Origin of the sequence: Pseudomonas sp. PSB11 (assembly GCF_014596605.1) — a bacterium.
GTDB classification, from domain to species: Bacteria; Pseudomonadota; Gammaproteobacteria; order Pseudomonadales; family Pseudomonadaceae; genus Aquipseudomonas; species Aquipseudomonas umsongensis.
Map to the genome: position 1 here is coordinate 15985 of NZ_NOIO01000039.1, position 19163 is coordinate 35147.

Here is a 19163-nt window from a genome sequence, read left to right on the forward strand (position 1 = left end):
CCCTTGGTTACTTAGGGCCGGGCGGCGTTCCGTTTTTCCAAGTGACTCGCTGTAAGAGCGAAACCCTAGGTGGCCGTTACCGCAGGAATGGATATGTACACGAAAAAAAACAGTCGATCACTGGCCTAACGCCAATCAGCAACAATCCCATGCTCCAACGCAAACGGCTGCGCAGCAATCGTCCGACGCTGAAACCCTGGTGCCTGCTCAGCAGTAGCCAGCCACAACATCACCGCCGCCGGCACATGCGGCGGCGCACTCCCGGAACGCAAAGCGATCAACCCCTTGTCACCGATGGTCGCCTTGAGCGCTTCAGTGGTCACCACCCCTGGATTAAGGGTGTAGGCACGAACGCCGAGATCACCCAATTCCGTGGCCATTACCCCGGAGAGTCGCGACACCGCCGCCTTGCCCGCGCCGTAGGCATAACCCCAACCGCCCTTGCCCGCCGCCACCGGTGGGTCGCTTTCGCCGGCGCCGGAGGTAACATTGATCACCACCCCGCCACCGCGCGTCACCATGTGTTCCGCCACCGCCTGGGTCAACAGGAATGGGGTGAGGATGTAGCCCTGGAACATCCGCTCCAGGGTCTGGGCTTGCAGGTCCATGAACCCGGCGTTGAGGTCGCTGCCCTGGTAGATCGCGTTGTTGATCAGTACGTCAATGCGACCGTACTCGGCCAGCACCGCCCGGCAGGCGCCCAGGGCCGAAGCGCTGTCGAGCAGGTCCATGGGCACGACGAGCACCCGACAACCTAGATCGCGCAACGCCTGCGCAGTGCCGTTGAGGCTGCCAGCCAGCGGCGCTCCGGCAGCGTCGCGCAGGGCATGTTCATGTTGTTCGCCCTCGTTGAGGGTACGGGCGCTGATCGCCAGGTCGAAACCGGCGCGGGCGAACGCCAGCGCCGCCTCGCGACCGATACCACGGCTGGCGCCGGTGATGAATGCCACCTTGTTCATGCAATTTCCTTTCAGAAGCGCGGGGCGCGGACCATGGCGTCCATACCGCCATCGACAAATACTACGCTGCCATGGACGAAGGAGGCTTGCGACGATTGCAGGAAGACCACCACTGCAGCGATCTCATCAGGGCTACTGGAGCGGCCCAGGGGTGCGACAAAATCGCGGGTTGCCTGGCCAAAGCGCGCATCATCCAGCGACGCCTGGTGCAGCGGGGTTTCCACCGCACCCGGCGCCACCACGTTCAAACGCATGCCCTGCTTGCCCCAGCTTACGGCCAGGCTACGAGCATGACGGCTGATCGCGTATTTGGAGGCCGCATAGGCGACATGAGGCTGACCGAGGGTATTGGCCAGTTCCAGCGCCTGGACTTCATCGCCTGCAATCATCGCTTCAACCATCGCCTGACCGTCGACGCCTGAATGAGTCGCCGCCACCGAGCCGATCACCAGTGCCGCCGGTTGCTGGCCCTTGGCAAGCGCACCTTGCAAGCCATCGAGCAATTGGCTGACGCCGAAGTAGTTGACCGCCGGAATCAGGCCGCAGGTCGGCGCCGTGACACCGACCCCGGCGCAGCAGATCAGCCCGTCGAGAACGCCGCCGCTGAGCTCAAGCACTTGGGTGATGGCCGCGTCACGCCCCTGGGCAGTGGACAGGTCGGCGATCACTTCGGCGTTGCTGCGATCGATCCCGATAACCTGGTGCCCGGCGGCGCGCAGCGCGGCGGATACGGCGGCACCGATTCCCGAGGCGCTGCCGGTGATGGCTGTTATTGGCATAGTGGTTCTCCGTGATGGGTCCGCCCAGTATCGACAGGGCGATCACGGGACGGCATCGTCCGTGCGGACTAAAAATTGAAGTGTTGAAACAAGAAGTAAATCCGGGCGCCGTGGTGTGACCGATACACCGCAGTGTCTGGCTCGCCCGTAGGAGCCAGGCTTGCCGGCGAAGAACGATAACGCGGTACAACAGGTACACCGCAGCGTCTGGCTCCTACAACGATGACGCGGGCTCCTGCAGCCCTTCAGGTTCAGGCCTGGCGATAAATCGGCACGGCCAGTTGCAGCGGCGGCACTTTGATTTTTTCCGTCACTTTCAACCCAAGCCTGGGTTTGCCCAAAGCCACCACGCTGTTGAGCAGGATGCGCACCAGCTCGGTCTGGCGCCGCACACCGGTCTTGGAGAATATCGAGCGCAAATGCGCCCGCGCGGTATTGCGCCGGATATTCAGGACCTCTGCAGCTTCTTCCAGGGACAGGCCGTTGGCCAGTTCCATGGCCAGGGCGGTTTCGGCCTTGGTCAGGTTGAACAACTGCTTGGTCACCACCTCGCTGGCCAGGGATTTACTCGACGCATCGCGGATGTACACCAGCGCTGCAGGCTGGCCCTTCTCCTCGGCCCAGTCCAGGGACCGTATCGATTCAACCACTACACCGAGGGCGACCAGTCCGGAAGGACGGGTCACTGACATGGCCTCGGCGTCTTTTGGAGCATCCGGGGAAAACGCGGCGCGAATCAAGCGTTGCAGCTCGCGGTTGTCGCTGGGGTAAGTCGCCTCCAGGCGCCCGCCCACCAGTTTCAAGCCGTCGGAACGGGCGAGGATTTCCTGGGCCACCGGGTTGATCTGCAGCACGCTGCCGCTCTCGTCGAGCACCAGGGTCGCCACCGATAGCCGGCTGATGGCCTGGGAGTACAACTCGCTCAGCGATTCACTGCGGTCCAGCAGGTTATGCAACTGCGAGGCACGCCGCAGGTGAGGCAGGAAACTGGCGCACACCGCGCGTTCATGGGCAGAGAAATTGGCTGCCCGTTTAGGGCGGGTCATGCGAAAACGCAGTTTGCCGCCGTCCGGCGTGGAAATGTCGGCACACATCAGGTGGTATACGTCATGGGGCTCGCAGAACATCTTGAAGTAGCCGTTCTGCTCCCACTGCGTGGAGCTCATGATGTCGTCCACGGTGAATACATGGTCCAGCGGCTGATTGGCGAAAGGTGAATTGGTTTGCGGGTAGGTCATGTAACAGACATCACCGGCACCTTCGATCTCGCCCACGATGATCATCACGCCGGTATCGGGTTGATCCGGCACCCGCAGGATCAGCGTGACGAAGTTGGCATCGTAGAGTTTGAGAAAGCTCCTGAGCGCCGTGGCCATCAGTTTTGGATCGAGGGCGCCCTCATAGATCTCGCCCACCAACTGGTTGTAGCGCGTAAGGTCCAGGCCAAGGCTGGCCAGGGCTTCATGGGTCAAGTCACCATTTTGCATAGTCTTTTCTCGCTCGGGTAAGGACTGTGCCCTTCCCTTGTTATTTTTATAATTTCGGCTGGGGAGCCAGGGCTCCCCTCTCTCGACTGCTACTTGCCCGCCAGTTTCACCAGCGCCTGCGGACTCCACAATAGGTCCGGCAGGATTATTTTTCGTGCGCGGTATCACGCGCAGCCGGGCTGTTTTTCAAGCGGTACTGCCCGTGTGCCGGTACCGGTTGGCGTACCCGTGCGGTGACCAGCGGTCGCCCGCGATTGAACCAGGCCGCCAGCGCCGGCAGGAGGAAAATCGCCCCCAGCACGTTGACCAGGAACATGAACGACAGCAGCACGCCCATGTCGGCCTGGAACTTCAACGGTGCGAACGCCCAGGTGCAGACCCCGATGGACATGGTCACAGCCGTGAACACCGCGGCCGTACCCCGTTGGCACATGGCCTCGTAGAACGCCTCCCGCAGATTGGCACCGCGCAGCATTTCATGCTGGATACGCTCGTACAGGTAAATCCCGTAGTCGACGCCCACCCCTACTCCCAGCGCCATCACCGGCAAGGTGGCAACCTTCAGGCCGATCCCAAGCAGGGTCATCAGCGCGTTGCACAGGATCGCAACAATCGCCAGCGGCACCAGAATGCACAGCACCGCGCGGATCGACAAGAAGGTCAGCCAGCAAAACAACGCCACCGATCCGAATAGTGCCCCCAGCATGATGACTTCGGCGCGCTTGACCGCCTCGTTGGAGGCTGCCATCACCCCGACGTTGCCACCGGCCAGGAGGAATTCGACTTGCGGCGAGCTGACTTCGGCAATGATGCGGTTGGCCTCACTGATCACATGGCTGACGGTGCTGCCTTCGTGGTTAGCGAGGAACACCAGGATCTGCATCTGTTGGCAGCCGTCGGTGACCAGCCCGTCATCCGGCATATAGGCCCGTGCGCCCTGGCTCAGGCCTCGGGGCGAGCCCGGGATCGCCGCCCAGCGCGGATTGCCTTCGTTATTGCCGGCGATCACCCGTTTGCCCATATCCGCCACGCTCTGGATCGACTGCACGCTTGTGACGGTGCGCATACGAAAATCGAAGGCTTCCACCGCACGCATCACCGTGGGTGAAAGGCAGCCTTCGTCGACGCCCTTGACCTGGACGAACACCGACAACACATCAAGACCGATGGAGTAGCTGTTGATGATCTTGGCGTTGTCCTGGTTGTAGCGTGAATCGGCCCGCAGTTCCGGCGCGCCCGCGCCGATGTCGCCTACCGCCAGGTCGCGAGCCTTCCAGGCCCCGGCTGCCAGGAGCAACAGGCTGACGGCAAACACCCCGAGGGCCGGTCCCGGTTCGGCAAGCGCCGACAGGCGCCACCACAGGCGATGCCTGCCCGCCGGCCGCGCCTGCGCCCGGCGCAACAGCGCCGGTTCCAGGCGCAGGTAGGAAATGATCACCGGCAGCATGAGTTTGTTGGTGATGATCATCAGCATCACGCCGATGCAGGCCGTTACCCCCAGTTCGTGGACGATGGGGATATCGATCATCATGATCACCGCGAACCCCAAGGCGTTCATCAGCAAGGCCAGGGAGCCGGGGATGAAGATCTTGCAGAACGCCAGGCGCGCCGCCTCCCTGGAACTGCTGCCGGCCAGCACGTCCTGCTTCCAGGCATTGGTCATCTGCACCGCATGGGATACGCCGATGGAGAAGATCAAAAACGGCACCAGGATCGACATCGGATCGATGCCTAACCCCAACAGCGGCAACAACCCCAGCAGCCAGACCACCGGCAGCAACGCTACCAGCAGCGCCACCACGGTCAGGCGCAGGGAACGCGAGTACAGCCACAGCAGCAACCCGGTGATCACGAACGCGACGACAAAGAAGCCGATCACCGTATTCAGGCCCTCGACCACGTCGCCCACCAGTTTGGCGAAGCCGACAATGTTGATCTCGATGTCAGGGCTGTTGTACTTGCCGCGAACTTCTTCCAGGCGCTTGGCGATGTCGACATAGGATACCGGCTGGCCGGTCTTGGGGTCAGTGTCCTGCAAGTCGGCACGAACCATGGCCGACTTCAGGTCGTTGGCCACCAGGCGGCCGACCTGTCCGGAAGCCGCGGTGTTGCTGCGCACCTGCGCCAGGTCCTCAGGGGTGCCACTGAAGCGCGGTGGTACCACCACGTCGCCGAAGAAGCCTTCCTCGGTAATTTCGATATAGCGCACGTTGGCGGTAAACAGCGACGTCACGCTGGGACGGCTGACTCCGGAAATGAAAAACACGTCGTCGGTGACTTTGCGCAGGGTCTCCAGGTACTCGGCATTGTAGATATCGCCCTCGCCTTTCCAGCGCACGCTGACCAGGAAACGGTTGGCGCCGGTGAAGTAACGGCTGAACTTGAGAAAGTTGACCATGTACTCATGACGCACCGGGATCTGTTTGTTGAAGCCCGGGTCCAGTTGCGTGTGGGTTGCGCTATAGCCCAGGCCCAGCGTCACCAGGACAAACAGCAACAGCAGTCCCTTGCGCCAGGCCATCAGGTAGTCCGCGCACGTTTCGACGCAACGCGTCACCCAGTGTTTACCTTGATTCATTGCCTGCCTCTCATTTACTGGGTGGCCTGTGTGGCCACTAGGGCAGCAACGCTGCCACCTGAACCCTGCAATACCCCACGCTCGCCACCCACCAGCAGGCGCGAGCCCACCATCGTCGCCGAGGTCAACGTACCGAGCCCGGCCAGCCGCGCGACACCTACCAGTGCACCCTGTGCATCCAGGCGCACCACCGAGCTGCCGGCGCCGACGATCACCAGGCCCGAGTGATCGGGCAGCAGTACATGGCCGTACAGCGGCAGTTGATTACCCACGTCGATCTGGGTCCAGCTGTCGCCGAAGTCGTGGCTGACGTACACATGCCCGCGCATGCCATAAGTCACCCAATTATTCGCGCTCAGGCGCACGATGCCGAACAGCGAACCGCTGTAGAACGCCGGCAAGGTTTGCCAATGCTGGCCGCCATCAGCCGTGCGCAGGACCAGGCCCTGTTCGCCCACCAGCATGCGCCGGCCATCATCGCCACCGGCCATGCTGTTGAGGTGTGCGCTGTCGATGTCCAGGACCTGCGGTGTCCAGGTCTGTCCGGCATCGGAAGATTGATAGAACTTGCCAAAGCTGCCGAACGCCATGACGTTGTCGCCACCGCTGCTCCAGATCCCCAGTAATGGCTCGCCCAAATCGCTGTCGTAGCGGATTTCCTGCCAATGGCTGCCAGCGTCCGTGGAACGCAGGATCAAGCCGTCATGCCCCACCGCCAGCAAGCGCTGCGGGTCCAGCGCCACCAAGGCAGTCAAGGTGGCATCGCGTTGCGGGGCGACACTGGCGGGCTGCCAGCTGACGCCCTGGTCGTCGCTGAGCAGGATGCTGCCGCGCTCGCCCACGGCGACCACGCGCGAGCCAAGGTTGAGCAGGCCGTTGATCTGCACCCGGTCCGGGCGTGTGGCCAACCGTTCGGCCTGCGGTGGGGATTTTGGGGAAAAGGTGTAGCCGATGGTCAGGGCGACCACCAGGCAGACCAGGTAGCCGATCACAGAGCGCATGAGCAACGCTCCTGTTCGGGGCACGCGTGCATAGGGCAAGTCATAGGCCAATCCTCTTGTTCTTGTCAGGCGCCAGGGCATGCGAGGCAACCGAATCGGGCGTTGCCTCTTGGGCAATAGTCGGCGCAAGGGGTGGGTCACACATCGTCCAAATGGCTTATGGATTGGCGCAAATGGCACAGGACCGCAGGGAGATCGCGAACGGGTGACGCGGTGCAACCGGCGCACCGCGAAATCATTGTTTGTCTGTAGGCGCGAGGCTTGCCCGCGAAGCAGGCGCTGCGATGTACCTGTCGCACCGCGTCATCGTTTTTCGCCGGCAAGCCTGGCTCCTACAAGGAACCAGGCGCCGCGGTATATCTGTTGTTCCGCGTCATCGATCTTCGCCGGCAAGCCTGGCTCCTACAGGAACCAGGCGTCGCGGTGTCAGGCGAGGTACAGGATGACCAGGTCGTTGATCACCGATGGCCGGTCCTGGCCCACCACGTGGGTGGTGAGTTCCAGGGTCAGCTGGGTGCCACGGGCCGACAGATCGACCTTTTTCACCCGCGCCCGCGAATGGATGCGCGAGCCGGCCGGTACTGGCGCCGGGAAGCGCAGGCGATCGGAGCCGTAGTTGATCTGGGTGGTGAAACCGCTGATTTCGAAGCCCAGTGCCAGTTTCATCCGTGACTGCAGCACCTGCACCAGCGCGCCGTGGGCGATCGTGCCGCCGAACGGGCTTTGCAGGCGGGCGCGTTCCGGATCGGTATGGATCCAGTAATCGTCGCCCGACAACTGGGCGAAGGCGTCGATCAGCGCCTGGTCAACCACCACCACGTTGCTCCAGTCGCTGAACTGATCGCTGACCAGGGCCTGCAAGGCCGCTTCATCATTGAGGTCAATCTGCCGCACGGGCGGTTGCTCCGACGCCACCGGCGCCGGTTCGCTGTCCTGCGCGGGCAGCGGCTCAAGGCTCGCCGCATCCTTGTCCACTCCGGTGAAACGCAGCAGGCGGTTGCCCTTGGCATCGACTTCGGCGAACACCGGCTGCAAGGCCATGCCGATGCGGATTTCGTCTTCTTCGAGGCCCACCAGGTTGGTGTTGATGCGCACCCCTTGGGCCAGCTCGACCACCGCCAGTTTCTGCGGCATTTCATCCATGAAATCGGGCAAGGTGGCAATGCGCGTCACCGTGTAGCTGTACAGCGTCGCGGCGCCGTCGACTTCGCGCCAGGCCAAATCATGTTCCAGGCACACCGGGCAATGCCGGCGCGGGTAGAAATTCCAGTGCGCACAGGCATTGCATTGCTGGATCAACAGGCGGCGAGCCTTCAGGCCCTCCCAGAACGGTGCGGAGATCTGCGTCGCGACCGGCATCGGTTTGTTGTTGGACATGTGCTTATGCTCCCTGAAGTATCAATGCGCCCTGCTCGCTCATCACGCCGCCGGTGCCGGAGACGTAGACGCTGTCGCAGCGCCCCAGTTGGCGCTCGCCGGCCGCGCCGGCGATCTGCGTCACCGCCTCGATCACCTGGCTCATGCCACCGGCCGAGGCCGACTGGCCGAAGCTGAGTTGCCCGCCATGGGTGTTCATCGGGAAATCGCCACGCCAGGTCAGGTCGTGTTCACGCACGAAGGCCATGCCCTCGCCCTTGCCACAGAAACCGGCGTCTTCCAGGGTCAGCAAAGTGGTGATGGTGTAGCAGTCGTATATCTGTGCGGCATCGACGTCCTTGGGCTTGAGGCCCGCCATGGCAAAGGCCCGCTCGGAAGCCGGGCCAATCGGCGTGCGCAGCATGTCCTCGGCATACGATGGCGACTTGAATGCCAGGTGCTCGCCAAAACCGGTAATGAAGGCCGGGCGTTTGCGGGCCCGTGCCGCCACTTCCTTGTTGGTGATGATCAGCGCGGCGCCACCGGCCACCGGCATGACGATCTCGAGGACGTGAAGAGGGTCGGCGACCATTTTACTCGCCAGGACCTGCTCGATGGTCAACGGCTGGCCATAGAACATGGCTTGCGGGTTGGCCAGGGCATTGGTGCGCTGGTCGACGGCGATCTTGGCCATCGCCCGCTGGTCGTAGTCGTACTGAGCGGCATAACGCTGGGCGATCATCGCGTAGCCGGTGTTCTGGCCCATGTGCCCATAAGGCAGGTCGAACTCGGCTTCCGGCGCGCCAAACGCGGTGCTGTGTCCGCCGAAACGCATGGAGCGGGCCATCCAGCCGGGATCTTCGTCGGGTCCCAGCGGCGCCATGCGCGCAGGAATGACGCACAGCACGGCCTGGCACAGCCCCAGTTCGATGGCGGCGGCAGCGCGCCAGACCATGCCTACCGAGGTGCATCCACCCAGGTCCACCACTTCGGCGAAGTTCAGTCGCAGGCCCAGGTATTCGGCGGCCATCGCCGGTACGAACACCGAAGCCTCGTGAAAGTGCGGGCCGTTGATCACCAGCCCATCGAGGTCCGAGGCCTTGAGACCGGCATCGCGCAGGGCCTGTGCCGCCAGGTCGGCGACTTGCTCGAGGTGAAACATCTTGGGCGCGGTCGAATATTTTTCCGGTTTGTATTGTGCGCTGCCGACGATGGCCGCATGCCCTTTGAGTCCCATAGTGCCTCCATGCCGAAGCGTTCAGCCGCGGCCTATTCCAGGTTATGTTGAAGCTCCGGGCACACCACGGCGACCCGGATCTTGGGGGGTCGATCAGAAGGTGTATTTCATCGAGAACGTGGCGTAGTCGCGGTCGGCGAACGGACGGTCGATCGGATCAGCTGCACCCAGATAAGAGATGTATCTCAACCCGAGTTCCAGGTTGCCCAGGTACTTGAAGGTCGTGCCCGCGCTAAGGCGTCGGTCACCTTGCACGCCGGAGATGCTGCCGGCCATGGGCGTGGAGCCGCTGAAGACGTTGGAGAAACTGAAGGGGACTTCCAGATCCCAGCCTTGGAAAACTCCCGGATAACTGAACGATGCGCCCACGGTGTAGGCGCTGGAAGACTTGGTGCGGTAACCCGCGGCTGTGCTGTAGGTGTAGTCATCGGAAGAGGCCACTAGAGGTGCCAAAGAGGGTAATAGGTTCACGCCTTGCAGGTTGGGCGCGGCCGAAGTGGATTCGACACTGTCGACCTGCACGCGGATGACTTCGGCCGTCAGCGTTGTCTGGTTGGCCCAGGGACGGTCACCCAAAATGCGCACCGCCGACAATTGCATTTGCTGGCCCTTGCCCTTGGCCGGTACGGCGCCAAGTCCGGTATTGACCATCACCGGCGCACCGTCGCGGTACGACCATTCGGCGCCGACCTGGGTGTCGCCGATCTTGGTCGAGGCGCTGATGCCGGTCAGCTTGATGTCTTCGAAGTACTTGATCCGGTAGCCATTGCTGACGAAGGCGTTGAGGCCACCGCCCACTGGCAGCGGGTTGTAGCCGACCAGGGCGGTGGCCGGGTTCTTGTCGTGGTAGTTGACGTGGAACAGCGACAGCTCGAGGGCCGGTACCGGACGGTAGCGCATCTGCACGCCCCACTGGCCACCATCACTCGGTTCGTCGGTGCCGCGGTAGGCGATCTTCTGGCCGTTGGCGTAGATGAACTCGCGACCAGGCCCGACAACGTCGCTGCCCGACAGGTAGCTGCCCACTGGCGGCAGTTCAGTGCCCTTCCATTCGTACTGCACGTACGCACCGAAGGTCAGCTGGGGGTTCAGTCGGAACGAGCCGGAGAACTGGCCCACCGGCAAGAGGATTTCCTTGACCTCGACCCCCGGTTGCGAGGCTTTCACCGCGTCAGACGGGTTTTGTACGCCGTTGACCCCGGGGTAGAACAGGCTCTCGCCCCAGGATTCGATGTGCCGCCCGGCCTTGACGTCAAGCATGGTGTCGTTGTCAAAACGCCAGCCGCTGAACACATAGGCATCGAGGAATTTGCTGCGACCGCCGCTGTAGTAACGGGTGTCACTGGTGAACTCGTCGTTGCTGCCGCTCTTGTTCACGGTGGCGGGCGAATCGTTGTCGTTCTTGCGGTGGTAGACATCGTCGTAGAAGGTACTGGCACGCAGCACGGCGCCATAGTTGTCCTTACGCAGGATCATTTCCCCCAGCGCACCCACACGGTTGGTGGTCAGGCTGCCACTGTCGAAGTTGCGGTTGGCATCGTCGGCGTTGACCGTCAGCAAGCGATCGCTCTGACTGCCGGTGCGCACGCCGATGCCATAGCTGGTGGTCACCGACCAGTCGATGGTCGCGCCGTTGTCGAACTCAAAGGTTTCACCGGCCCATACCGGCGTGGACACCAGCGCTACGGCTGCCGCCAGGCTGCTGAGCTGAAACGCGCTCGAACCGATGACCGTAGAGTTATTGTTGTTTTTGTTGATCACACTGATTCTCCTCAAGGGCAACTCAATGGCTGCCTGGAATGTTCAACACTGCTGCCGTACCGCCCGCTCAAAACACATTGAGCGGTGTAATCGCGCACGCTCCCCTTACAGCACGCCGGTAGCGATACCGCCCCCGGTCCTCTTCCCGCACCAGCGACCCTTCGGCCACCAGGTAGTTGGCATGGGCCAACGTTTCGCCAAGCGCCATCAGTTCGTCGAAACGACCGGACAGCCTGGGGAACAGCACAGCCATCAGTTCGAGCACGGTGCGCGGCTCGTCACAGTTGGCCAGCAGCAGCGCCAGGTGCCCGCGGTGATGGGCCTCCAACTGATCCAGGCGCTGATGCAGATTGAAGAACGGCCTTTCGTGCGCCGGCAGCACCAACACGGTGTCGGGCAAGCTGCGCAACCGCTCGATGGAATCGAGCCAGTCGCGCAGCGGGTTGGCCAACGGCTCGGTGGCATGCACGCCGACGGTGGAGGTGATGCGCGGCAACACCTGGTCGCCGGAAATCAGCAGGCCGTCATCAGCGGCATACAGGCAGGCATGTTCCGGCGAGTGTCCGCGACCGATGACCACCTGCCAGGTGCGGCCACCGATGTGCAGGCAACTGCCTTCCTGCAAACGGCGGAAATGGTTCAGTGGCGCCGGCAGGAAATGGGCATTGCTCATCACCGCGAACATCTCGGCACTCTGTTCGTCGCCGACGCCGGCCTTGCGGTAGAAGTCGAGAAAGTCCCAGCCCGGTGGCTGATCGGCGGGAAACTTGACGTGCAACGACTGGAACTCGCTGACGGTCATGTACACCGGGCAATGAAAGCGCTCCGATAGCCACGCGGCCACGCCGGCATGGTCAGAGTGAAAGTGCGTGCAGACCACCGCCAGCAATGGCAGCCCGTCGCACACTTCACTGAACACCCGCTCCCAGACTTCGCGGGTCTGGTCGGTATTCATGCCGGTGTCCACCGCCACCCAGCCATCGGTGTGACGCAGCAGATAGAGGTTGATGTGGTCCAGGCGAAACGGCAGCGGCATGCGCAGCCACCACACGCCCGGCGCCACTTCGCGCACCTGCCCGCGATCGGGCGCCTGCGGCCAGGGATAACGCAGGCCGCCGCGCAGTTCGTGACCGTTGTCGTCGAGGTCAGCCATGGTCGGCCACCGCAAAGGGCGTCAGGCCGGCGCGCGTCAGGGCCTCTACCGAGTAGGGTACATAGGTGCGCGCCTGGTCGTCGCGAATGAACAGCGGATCGCTGCACAGGCTCGGGCAATAGCCCTGGCGTTGCAGATCGACCTTGCGTAGCTTGAAGCTGGCCGTCAGGTCTGCCGACTGGGTGACCCGGATGAACACCGGGGCCGCATAACGCGGCAGGCGCGTTTCGGTCAGGGCGTACAGGGCGTCGGGATCGAATGCCTGGCCGGTCTGCATCAGCACCGCGGCCATCCCGGCGCGACCTTCATGGCCCGGCACCTGGACGCCATAGATATTGATCAGTTCCAGGCCCGCCAGGTCGCCCAGGGCGTCCGCCACTTCGAGGGTCGAAACGTTCTCGCTTTTCCAGCGATAGGTATCGCCGATGCGATCGACGAAATAGCAGTAACCGTTGGCATCCTCGCGCAGCAAATCGCCAGAACTCCAGTAGGCATCGCCCTCGCGAAATACATTGCGACGGATTTTGCTCTCGGTCGCCTCCGCAGAGGTGTAACCCTCGAAACGCCCACCACCGATCTCAGGGTGATCGACGATAAAGCCCATGGCCTCGCCAACCTCGCCCACTTCGCAGAGCTGATAGAAACCGTTTTCGTCCCGTGGGTGGCAGTCGTTTTCGATGTCGTAGCGCACCAGCCGCAGGTTGGTCTTGTTCCAGTCCGGCACGCGCCCGCAAGAACCGAAATAGTTGTCGACGTTGATCACCGCGGCATTGGCCTCGGTGGCGCCCCAACCCTCGAACACCTGGATCGGGCCGAAACGCTCCAGCCAGCGTTGCCAGGAATCGGGGGACAAACCGGCACCGAGCATGCAGCGCAGGCTGTGCTCGCGCTCGCCCGCTCGCACGGGTTGGTTGAGCAGGTAGCGGCAGATCTCGCCGATGTACTGGAAGATGCTGATCTGATGACGCGCCACGTCGTTCCAGAACTCGCGCACGCTGAACTTGCGACGCACCACGATGGCCGCACCGGCCCGCAACGCGGTAGAGGTCACCGACGTGGCCGCGGCGCCGTGGTACAGCGGCAGGCAGCAATAGAAAACGTCCTCGCGGGTAGCTTGCAGGGTGACCTCCATCACATCGCCCGAGGACATCCAGCGCATATGACTGTAGCGCGCCGCCTTGGGCAAGCCGGTGGTGCCCGAGGTGAAGATCAGCAGGGTCGCGGCCTGCGCTTCGATGTGTGCGCGGATATCGCGGGGAAACGGCGTGCGCGGGGCTTTCTCCAGGCGCGCATCGAAATGCCCGTCGACGCCCTTGGGCAGCGGGCCACTCCAAGGATTTTCCGCGTCGCGTATCAGCCAGCACGGCAGGTCCGGAAAACCTTCGGTGGCCTGGATATTGGCCAGGCATTCTTCACCGATCACCAGCGCCTTGGCGTCGGTGGTTTGCAACGCATGCAGCAGCGGACGGCCGTTGACCTGAGTGTTGATGAAGGCCACCACCACCCCGAGCTTGACCAGGCCAAACCAGGTGCAGAAGAACGAGGGGCGGTTTTCCATGGCCAGGGCGCAGACATCGCCGGCACGCAGGCCATTGGCATAAAACGTGTGGGCCATCTGATTGGCCCGCGCATCGACCTCCAAGTAGCTCAAGGTCTGCTCGTTGTAGATCAGGAACGGGCGGTCGCCCTGTTGACGCGCCTGGTGTTCCAGACGGTCGGCCAGGGTGTAGCGATCGTTCGGCTTGATCAGCCCGGCGGCGGCCGAACGCTGGTCAAGCAGGGCCTGGGTTTGCTCCCGAGGCACGGGGCGGGTCGGCAGGACGCCGGTCAGGTCGTTCAGGTTCATTGCGCCACCTCCTGGGCGATCGCTTGATAGGCGGAGTAATCCGAGTAGCCGGCCGGGCCTGGCGTGTAGAGGGTCTTGCGGTCGAAACCACTGAGCGGCAGACCCCGCTTCAAGCGCTCCACCAGATCGGGGTTGGCAATAAAGTGACGACCGAACGACACGGCAGCCCCCTCGCCCGACGCGAGAGCGGCGCTGGCCGAAAGGCCGTCGAAACCATCGTTGAGAATCAACGCATGGGGGCTGTGCCGGCGCGCCAGGGCGAAGGCATCGAGGTCAGCCAGGGGTGAGCGCATGATGTGCAGGTACGCCAGGCCCAACGGCGCCACGGCTTCACACAGGGCGGCCGCTGTCTCGGCCGGATCGCGGTCGTCGATGTCGTTGTAGGGGTTGCCGGGGCACAGGCGAAAGCCAACGCGGCCGGCGCCGATCGCAGTCGCCATGGCTTCGATCACTTCCTTGGCAAAACGCACCCGCCCCTTCGCGTCACCGCCGTAGGCATCCCTGCGCTGGTTGCTGCCGGAGGCCATGAATTGCATCGGCAGATAACCGCTGGTGCAGTGCAGCTCGACACCGTCGAAACCGGCCTGACGCGCATTCAACGCGGCCTGGCGATAGTCTTCGATCACATCGCCAATGCCTTGCAAGGTCAGCGCTTGTGGCTCGTCGGTGTCCACCAGGCCCGCGGCATCGCTGAACACCTGGGTGCGCGCACGCAGCGCCGAAGGTGCCACCGTGGCGGCCCATGTCGGCTTGTTGTGGCGGCTGGCGGCGCGGCCGACGTGCATCAGTTGCAGGACGATGCGCCCACCCTCGGCATGCACCGCCTCGGTGACCTGCTGCCAGCCGGCGATCTGTTCGCCGGTGTAGATGGCTGGGGTGCGGCAATAGCCCAGGCCGCTGGCGGACGGCGCGGTGCCTTCCGCCACGATCAACCCGGCACTGGCACGCTGGCGGTAGTACTCGACCATGGCGCTGCCGGGCACCGCATCGGCAAGGGCGCGACTGCGAGTCATGGGGGCCATGACAATGCGGTTGGCCAGTTGCAGTTCGCCCAGGGCGACCGGCTCGAACAAGACGCTCATTGCAATTCCTCAGCTTCTTATTGTGTTCTGGTTGCCTGAGGGCTTGCCACAGCGTGGGCAAGCGCTGGCACACCAGCGGATATGGGCTGAATGATTGATCGTGAGCGCGGGCGAAACATCGTCCGACAAGACTAGGTTCGCTATCCGCAGGAGCCAGCGGTGCGGCGATCCGACTTGCCGGCGAACGGAGCGCTGCGGTTTATCTGGTGAACCGCGTTATCGTTCTTCGCCGGCAAGCCAGGTTTCTACGGATGATTTGTGTACGACCGTTAAGATGGTCTGAACGGACGATGAGAAAAAACCACAGCAAGCCCAGCATCGCGACAACTAGAACAAAACCGGGAGCACCCGCAGTGAACCAATCCACCCCCGTGACATGGCGAACGCACTATGCGTTGTTCGTGCTCGCCAGCATCTACGTGTTCAACTACATCGACCGCCAGTTGATGGCGATTCTGATTGAGCCGGTGAAGCTCGAATTCGGCATCTCCGATACTGGCATCGGTTTGCTCTCGGGGGTGACCTTCGCGGTGTTCTACACCGTGTTCGGCTTCCCGCTGGGGCGCCTCTCAGACCGCATCGGGCGCAAACCGGTGATCGCCTTCAGCTGCATCGCCTGGAGCCTGATGACCATGCTGTGCGGCATGGCCGGCAACTTCCTGACCCTGGTGTTGGCGCGGATCGGCGTGGCGGTCGGCGAGGCTGGCGGTACGGCGCCTTCGGTGGCGATGGTCTCGGATTTGTACCCGGCGAACCGCCGATCCACTGCCCTGTCGGTGCTGATGCTCGGTTCCAGCCTGGGGGCGATCGTTGGCTTGGGCCTGGGTGGCTGGATTGCCCAGCACCACGGTTGGCGCTACGCCTTCTTGCTGATCGGCGCACCCGGGATCTTCCTGGGCCTGCTTTTGCTGCTGACCGTGCGCACGCCCAAGCGCGTAGTGCCGCAGGCCCATCTCGCGATGCAACAGGATGGCTGGCTCAAGACCCTGGTCGAGCTGTTTCGCATGCCCTCGTTCCTGTGCCTGGTACTCACCGGCGGCGCGGCGGCGATTGCCGGTTACGCGATTGGCACCTGGAGCCCGAGTTTCCTGATCCGCTCCCACGGTCTCAACCTGCAGGAAGCCGGATTCCTGGTCGGTGTAGTGGGAGGTACCGGTGCGACCTTCGGCACCCTGCTGTGCGGCATGGTTACCGACCGCATGGCGCGTCGCGATGTCGGCTGGCAAATCGGCGTGCCGTTGTTGGGTACGCTGATCAGCATTCCCTTCGCCCTGGCGTACTTCCTCTGGCCCCAAGGCACGGCATTCCATATCGGCAACATCGCGGTACCCCAGGCGTTCCTGTTCTACAGCGCGTTCGCCTTTTTCGGTGTGTGGTGGGCAACACCGTGCCTGAGCGCGATCACCCATCTGTTCCCGGCCACACGACTGGCCCAGGCCACGGCCATTTTCGTCATGTCGATGACCCTGCTGGGCGTCGGTATCGGGCCGCTGTTCGTCGGCATGCTCAGCGATTTCTTCGTGCCGACCCTGGGCAGTGAATCCCTGCGTTACGCCTTGGCGTCGTCGGTGTCCATGCTGATGCTGGCCAGCGTATTCCTGGCCCTTGCGCTGCCGCGTTATCGCCAACAGATGAAGAGCCCGGCTACGCCCCTTGCACCGGTCCGTGCCGTGCCGTGACGGCCTGAGCCTTTCGCGCACCATCACGCCGCTGCAACCTCGCCAGGTTCCAGCGGCTTTTTTTCATGAGGATTGCCATGAGCGCCGTACAGATCAGCAACCTGCTCTACCGTTACGCCGAATACCTGGACAGCGGCCAATTGTTCGAGGCCGCCGAGCTGTTTCGTCACGCCCGTATCAAGGTAAGCAGCCAGGACGAGTGCATCGATCACACCGCCTTGCTGGGCATCTGGCAGCAACGCATCAAGCTCTACCCCTGCGGTACACCGCGCACCCGACACGTCATCAGCAACCCCATCATCGACATCGACGAAACCTGCGGGACCGCCACGGTTCGCGCCTGCTACACCGTGCTGCAGGCCACCGACACTCTCCCCCTGCAACCCATCGCCGCCGGGCGCTACCTGGATGAGTTCGAACGTGTCGACGGGGTCTGGCGGTTCAGCTTTCGTGACTATTCGCACCTGGACATGATGGGGGACTTGCGCGGGCATTTGTTGATGTAGGCACAAGTGGTCTGAACGGACGATGAGGGAAACCCGCGGCGGGCCGAGCATCGGGTCAACCGAAGAGCCGGAAAACCGAAAGCAAAGGGAGGCAAGATGGACATCAACGATCTGCTGCTTGAGCGCGAGCTCAATGTGGTTCTTTCCCGCTATGCCCGTGCCTGCGACCAGCGCGACTGGTCCGCCATGGATGATGTTTTTTTGGCAGACGCCACAGCCGACTATGGCGGCTTGCATCGCATTCAAGGACGTGAGCCGATTGTCGCCATGATCCGTGCGCATCTGGAGGGTTGCGGGCCTTCCCAACATCTGCTTGGCAACCTGTTGGTCGATGCCAGCGATTCGGCCATCGAGAGCCGCGTGTACGTGCGCGCCGCGCATCGCGGCGCCGGCAGCCTGCAGGACATGACCTATGAATCCCTGGCCGAATACCACGATCGCTGGGTATCCACGCCGAAGGGCTGGCGTATTGCCCATCGGCGCATGGACATCAGTCACGAGCAGGGCTGCCGCGACATCCTGCGCCCCGGCCTACCCTGTAGGAGCGAGCATGTCGAATCGTCGCACCGTCGCGATGGTCGTGAACGATAACGCGTTAACCAGATGCCCCGAGGCGCCCTCGGGTTTTTCGCGAGCATGCTCGCTCCTACAGGGGGGAACGACTACATTCGCCAATGCCCGGCGATCTACAGACCCTGTGCGTAAAAATGCGGATTGTCCAGGCCGGGCTTGCCATAACGCAGCGCGTCGCCGGCAAGGGTGCGAATCTGCCCACCGGCCGCGACAAGCACCGCATGCCCCGCGGCGATATCCCACTCCATGGTGCGCCCCAGGCGCGGATAAAGGTCTGCCTCGCCAGCAGCCACCAGGCAAATCTTCAGCGATGAACCGGCACTTTTCAGTGAACGCACCTGACGCCCGTCGAGGAATTTGTCCAATGCCTCGGCATCGCCATGGGAGCGGCTGGCGACCACGTCCAGCCCCTCCTGCGACACCGTTCGGCAGTGAATTGCCTGGCGCTCTCCCGTCTGTTCGATAAAGGCGCCGTAGCCACGGGCACCGGCAAACAGTCGGTCCAGCGCGGGCGCCAGGACCACCCCGAGCACCGGTTCACCGTTATCGATCAGGGCGATATTGACGGTGAACTCGCCATTGCGATTGATGAACTCCTTGGTGCCGTCCAGCGGGTCCACCAACCAGAACCGCCGCCCCACCTCCGGCACCTGGCCGGCAGCGGCGGCCTCTTCGGAAATCACCGGGATCTGCGGCGTGCGTGCAGCCAAGGCCTGCAGAATCAGCGCCTCGGCGCGCTCGTCAGCCTCGGTCACCGGCGAAGCATCGACTTTCCCGCGCACCTCGAAATCCGAGCGATACACCTCCATCACCAGCTCGCCCGCTGCGCGAACAATACCGATGACGTCTTCAAGCAGAACAGTCATTGAGTCGTTCATGGGAATTCTCCTGTTTTTTGTTCTTCGTATGGTCCGTTCGGCCTATGCGCCGTTTTGCGGATCCGGGAACAGTACAGACATCTACAGCCCCGCCACTCAGCAAATGGATGTTTAACAGGAGTTCCCGTGTCCCACGGCAATCAGTTATCCGTTGCGCAGATCAACCAGCTGCGCCTGCGTGCCGTGCAGTTGCGCATCGGCGGCAGCACGCTCAAGACCATCAGCCAGGACACCGGGCTCTCATCGCCAACCATCATCTCTGCCTACAAGGCGTGGCAAGCCGGTGGC

At 62.9% G+C, this 19163-nt stretch carries 15 protein-coding genes; 3 read left to right on the forward strand and 12 right to left on the reverse strand.

Translation table 11 applies throughout. The features are described 5' to 3' along the window. Positions 1 to 125 precede the first annotated feature (125 nt). From CGA21_RS27975 to CGA21_RS28025, 11 genes are all read right to left on the reverse strand, one after another. Positions 126 to 959 (reverse strand): SDR family NAD(P)-dependent oxidoreductase, encoded by an 834-nt coding sequence (locus CGA21_RS27975; protein WP_188265528.1) that lies wholly within the window; start codon positions 957 to 959, stop codon positions 126 to 128. A gap of 11 nt (positions 960 to 970) precedes the next feature. Continuing rightward, a complete protein-coding gene (locus tag CGA21_RS27980; RefSeq protein ID WP_188265529.1) occupies positions 971 to 1738 on the reverse strand; it encodes an SDR family oxidoreductase in 768 nt (255 codons plus the stop codon). 251 nt (positions 1739 to 1989) lie between these two features. Continuing rightward, positions 1990 to 3225, reverse strand: coding sequence for a helix-turn-helix transcriptional regulator (locus tag CGA21_RS27985; RefSeq protein ID WP_110755014.1), 1236 nt, complete (start codon positions 3223 to 3225; stop codon positions 1990 to 1992). Between the two features lie 145 nt (positions 3226 to 3370). Next, complete coding sequence (locus CGA21_RS27990) at positions 3371 to 5803, reverse strand: efflux RND transporter permease subunit (protein ID WP_110755015.1); 2433 nt, start codon at positions 5801 to 5803, stop codon at positions 3371 to 3373. A gap of 14 nt (positions 5804 to 5817) precedes the next feature. After that, entirely contained in the window at positions 5818 to 6804 is a 987-nt protein-coding gene (locus CGA21_RS27995) for a WD40/YVTN/BNR-like repeat-containing protein (protein ID WP_188265530.1), read from the reverse strand. 426 nt (positions 6805 to 7230) lie between these two features. Continuing rightward, the gene (locus tag CGA21_RS28000; protein WP_110755018.1) at positions 7231 to 8181 is read right to left on the reverse strand and encodes an OB-fold domain-containing protein; all 951 of its coding nucleotides are present in this window, start codon (positions 8179 to 8181) and stop codon (positions 7231 to 7233) included. A gap of 4 nt (positions 8182 to 8185) precedes the next feature. Beyond that, a complete protein-coding gene (locus CGA21_RS28005) occupies positions 8186 to 9397 on the reverse strand; it encodes a thiolase family protein (RefSeq protein ID WP_110755019.1) in 1212 nt (403 codons plus the stop codon). 93 nt (positions 9398 to 9490) lie between these two features. Continuing rightward, positions 9491 to 11158: a DUF1302 domain-containing protein gene (locus CGA21_RS28010; protein ID WP_110755020.1), complete on the reverse strand. Its 1668-nt coding sequence runs from the start codon at positions 11156 to 11158 to the stop codon at positions 9491 to 9493. A gap of 67 nt (positions 11159 to 11225) precedes the next feature. After that, entirely contained in the window at positions 11226 to 12311 is a 1086-nt protein-coding gene (locus CGA21_RS28015) for an MBL fold metallo-hydrolase (RefSeq protein ID WP_110755021.1), read from the reverse strand. Then, on the reverse strand, positions 12304 to 14157 hold the full coding sequence (locus CGA21_RS28020) for a long-chain-acyl-CoA synthetase (RefSeq protein WP_188265531.1): 1854 nt from the start codon (positions 14155 to 14157) through the stop codon (positions 12304 to 12306). The genes CGA21_RS28015 and CGA21_RS28020 overlap by 8 nt, the downstream gene beginning before the upstream one ends. Continuing rightward, on the reverse strand, positions 14154 to 15239 hold the full coding sequence (locus CGA21_RS28025; RefSeq protein WP_110755023.1) for an alkene reductase: 1086 nt from the start codon (positions 15237 to 15239) through the stop codon (positions 14154 to 14156). The genes CGA21_RS28020 and CGA21_RS28025 overlap by 4 nt, the downstream gene beginning before the upstream one ends. Before the next feature lie 353 nt (positions 15240 to 15592). Here CGA21_RS28025 and CGA21_RS28030 point away from each other — a divergent pair, with 353 nt between their 5' ends. From CGA21_RS28030 to CGA21_RS28040, 3 genes are all read left to right on the forward strand, one after another. Further along, positions 15593 to 16918 carry a spinster family MFS transporter gene (locus CGA21_RS28030; RefSeq protein WP_188265532.1) on the forward strand — a complete coding sequence of 442 codons (1326 nt, stop codon included), beginning with the start codon at positions 15593 to 15595 and terminating at the stop codon, positions 16916 to 16918. Between the two features lie 77 nt (positions 16919 to 16995). Continuing rightward, positions 16996 to 17424 carry a nuclear transport factor 2 family protein gene (locus tag CGA21_RS28035; protein WP_223194287.1) on the forward strand — a complete coding sequence of 143 codons (429 nt, stop codon included), beginning with the start codon at positions 16996 to 16998 and terminating at the stop codon, positions 17422 to 17424. A 96-nt stretch (positions 17425 to 17520) separates the two neighbouring features. Beyond that, on the forward strand, positions 17521 to 18015 hold the full coding sequence (locus CGA21_RS28040; protein ID WP_188265533.1) for a nuclear transport factor 2 family protein: 495 nt from the start codon (positions 17521 to 17523) through the stop codon (positions 18013 to 18015). A gap of 95 nt (positions 18016 to 18110) precedes the next feature. On the opposite strand, the gene cysQ is transcribed toward CGA21_RS28040, so the two are convergent. Continuing rightward, positions 18111 to 18875, reverse strand: coding sequence for a 3'(2'),5'-bisphosphate nucleotidase CysQ (gene cysQ, locus CGA21_RS28045; RefSeq protein ID WP_177411683.1), 765 nt, complete (start codon positions 18873 to 18875; stop codon positions 18111 to 18113). Positions 18876 to 19163 lie beyond the last annotated feature (288 nt).

Coding starts and splice junctions, on each gene's coding strand:
- CGA21_RS28040 (WP_188265533.1), top strand. CDS start 17,521: ATGGACATCAACGATCTGCTGCTTGAGCGCGAGCTCAATGTGGTTCTT.
- CGA21_RS27980 (WP_188265529.1), bottom strand. CDS start 1,738: ATGCCAATAACAGCCATCACCGGCAGCGCCTCGGGAATCGGTGCCGCC.
- CGA21_RS28015 (WP_110755021.1), bottom strand. CDS start 12,311: ATGGCTGACCTCGACGACAACGGTCACGAACTGCGCGGCGGCCTGCGT.
- CGA21_RS28020 (WP_188265531.1), bottom strand. CDS start 14,157: ATGAACCTGAACGACCTGACCGGCGTCCTGCCGACCCGCCCCGTGCCT.
- CGA21_RS27995 (WP_188265530.1), bottom strand. CDS start 6,804: ATGCGCTCTGTGATCGGCTACCTGGTCTGCCTGGTGGTCGCCCTGACC.
- CGA21_RS28000 (WP_110755018.1), bottom strand. CDS start 8,181: ATGTCCAACAACAAACCGATGCCGGTCGCGACGCAGATCTCCGCACCG.
- CGA21_RS28035 (WP_223194287.1), top strand. CDS start 16,996: ATGAGCGCCGTACAGATCAGCAACCTGCTCTACCGTTACGCCGAATAC.
- CGA21_RS28005 (WP_110755019.1), bottom strand. CDS start 9,397: ATGGGACTCAAAGGGCATGCGGCCATCGTCGGCAGCGCACAATACAAA.
- CGA21_RS28025 (WP_110755023.1), bottom strand. CDS start 15,239: ATGAGCGTCTTGTTCGAGCCGGTCGCCCTGGGCGAACTGCAACTGGCC.
- CGA21_RS27985 (WP_110755014.1), bottom strand. CDS start 3,225: ATGCAAAATGGTGACTTGACCCATGAAGCCCTGGCCAGCCTTGGCCTG.
- CGA21_RS27975 (WP_188265528.1), bottom strand. CDS start 959: ATGAACAAGGTGGCATTCATCACCGGCGCCAGCCGTGGTATCGGTCGC.
- CGA21_RS27990 (WP_110755015.1), bottom strand. CDS start 5,803: ATGAATCAAGGTAAACACTGGGTGACGCGTTGCGTCGAAACGTGCGCG.
- cysQ (WP_177411683.1), bottom strand. CDS start 18,875: ATGAACGACTCAATGACTGTTCTGCTTGAAGACGTCATCGGTATTGTT.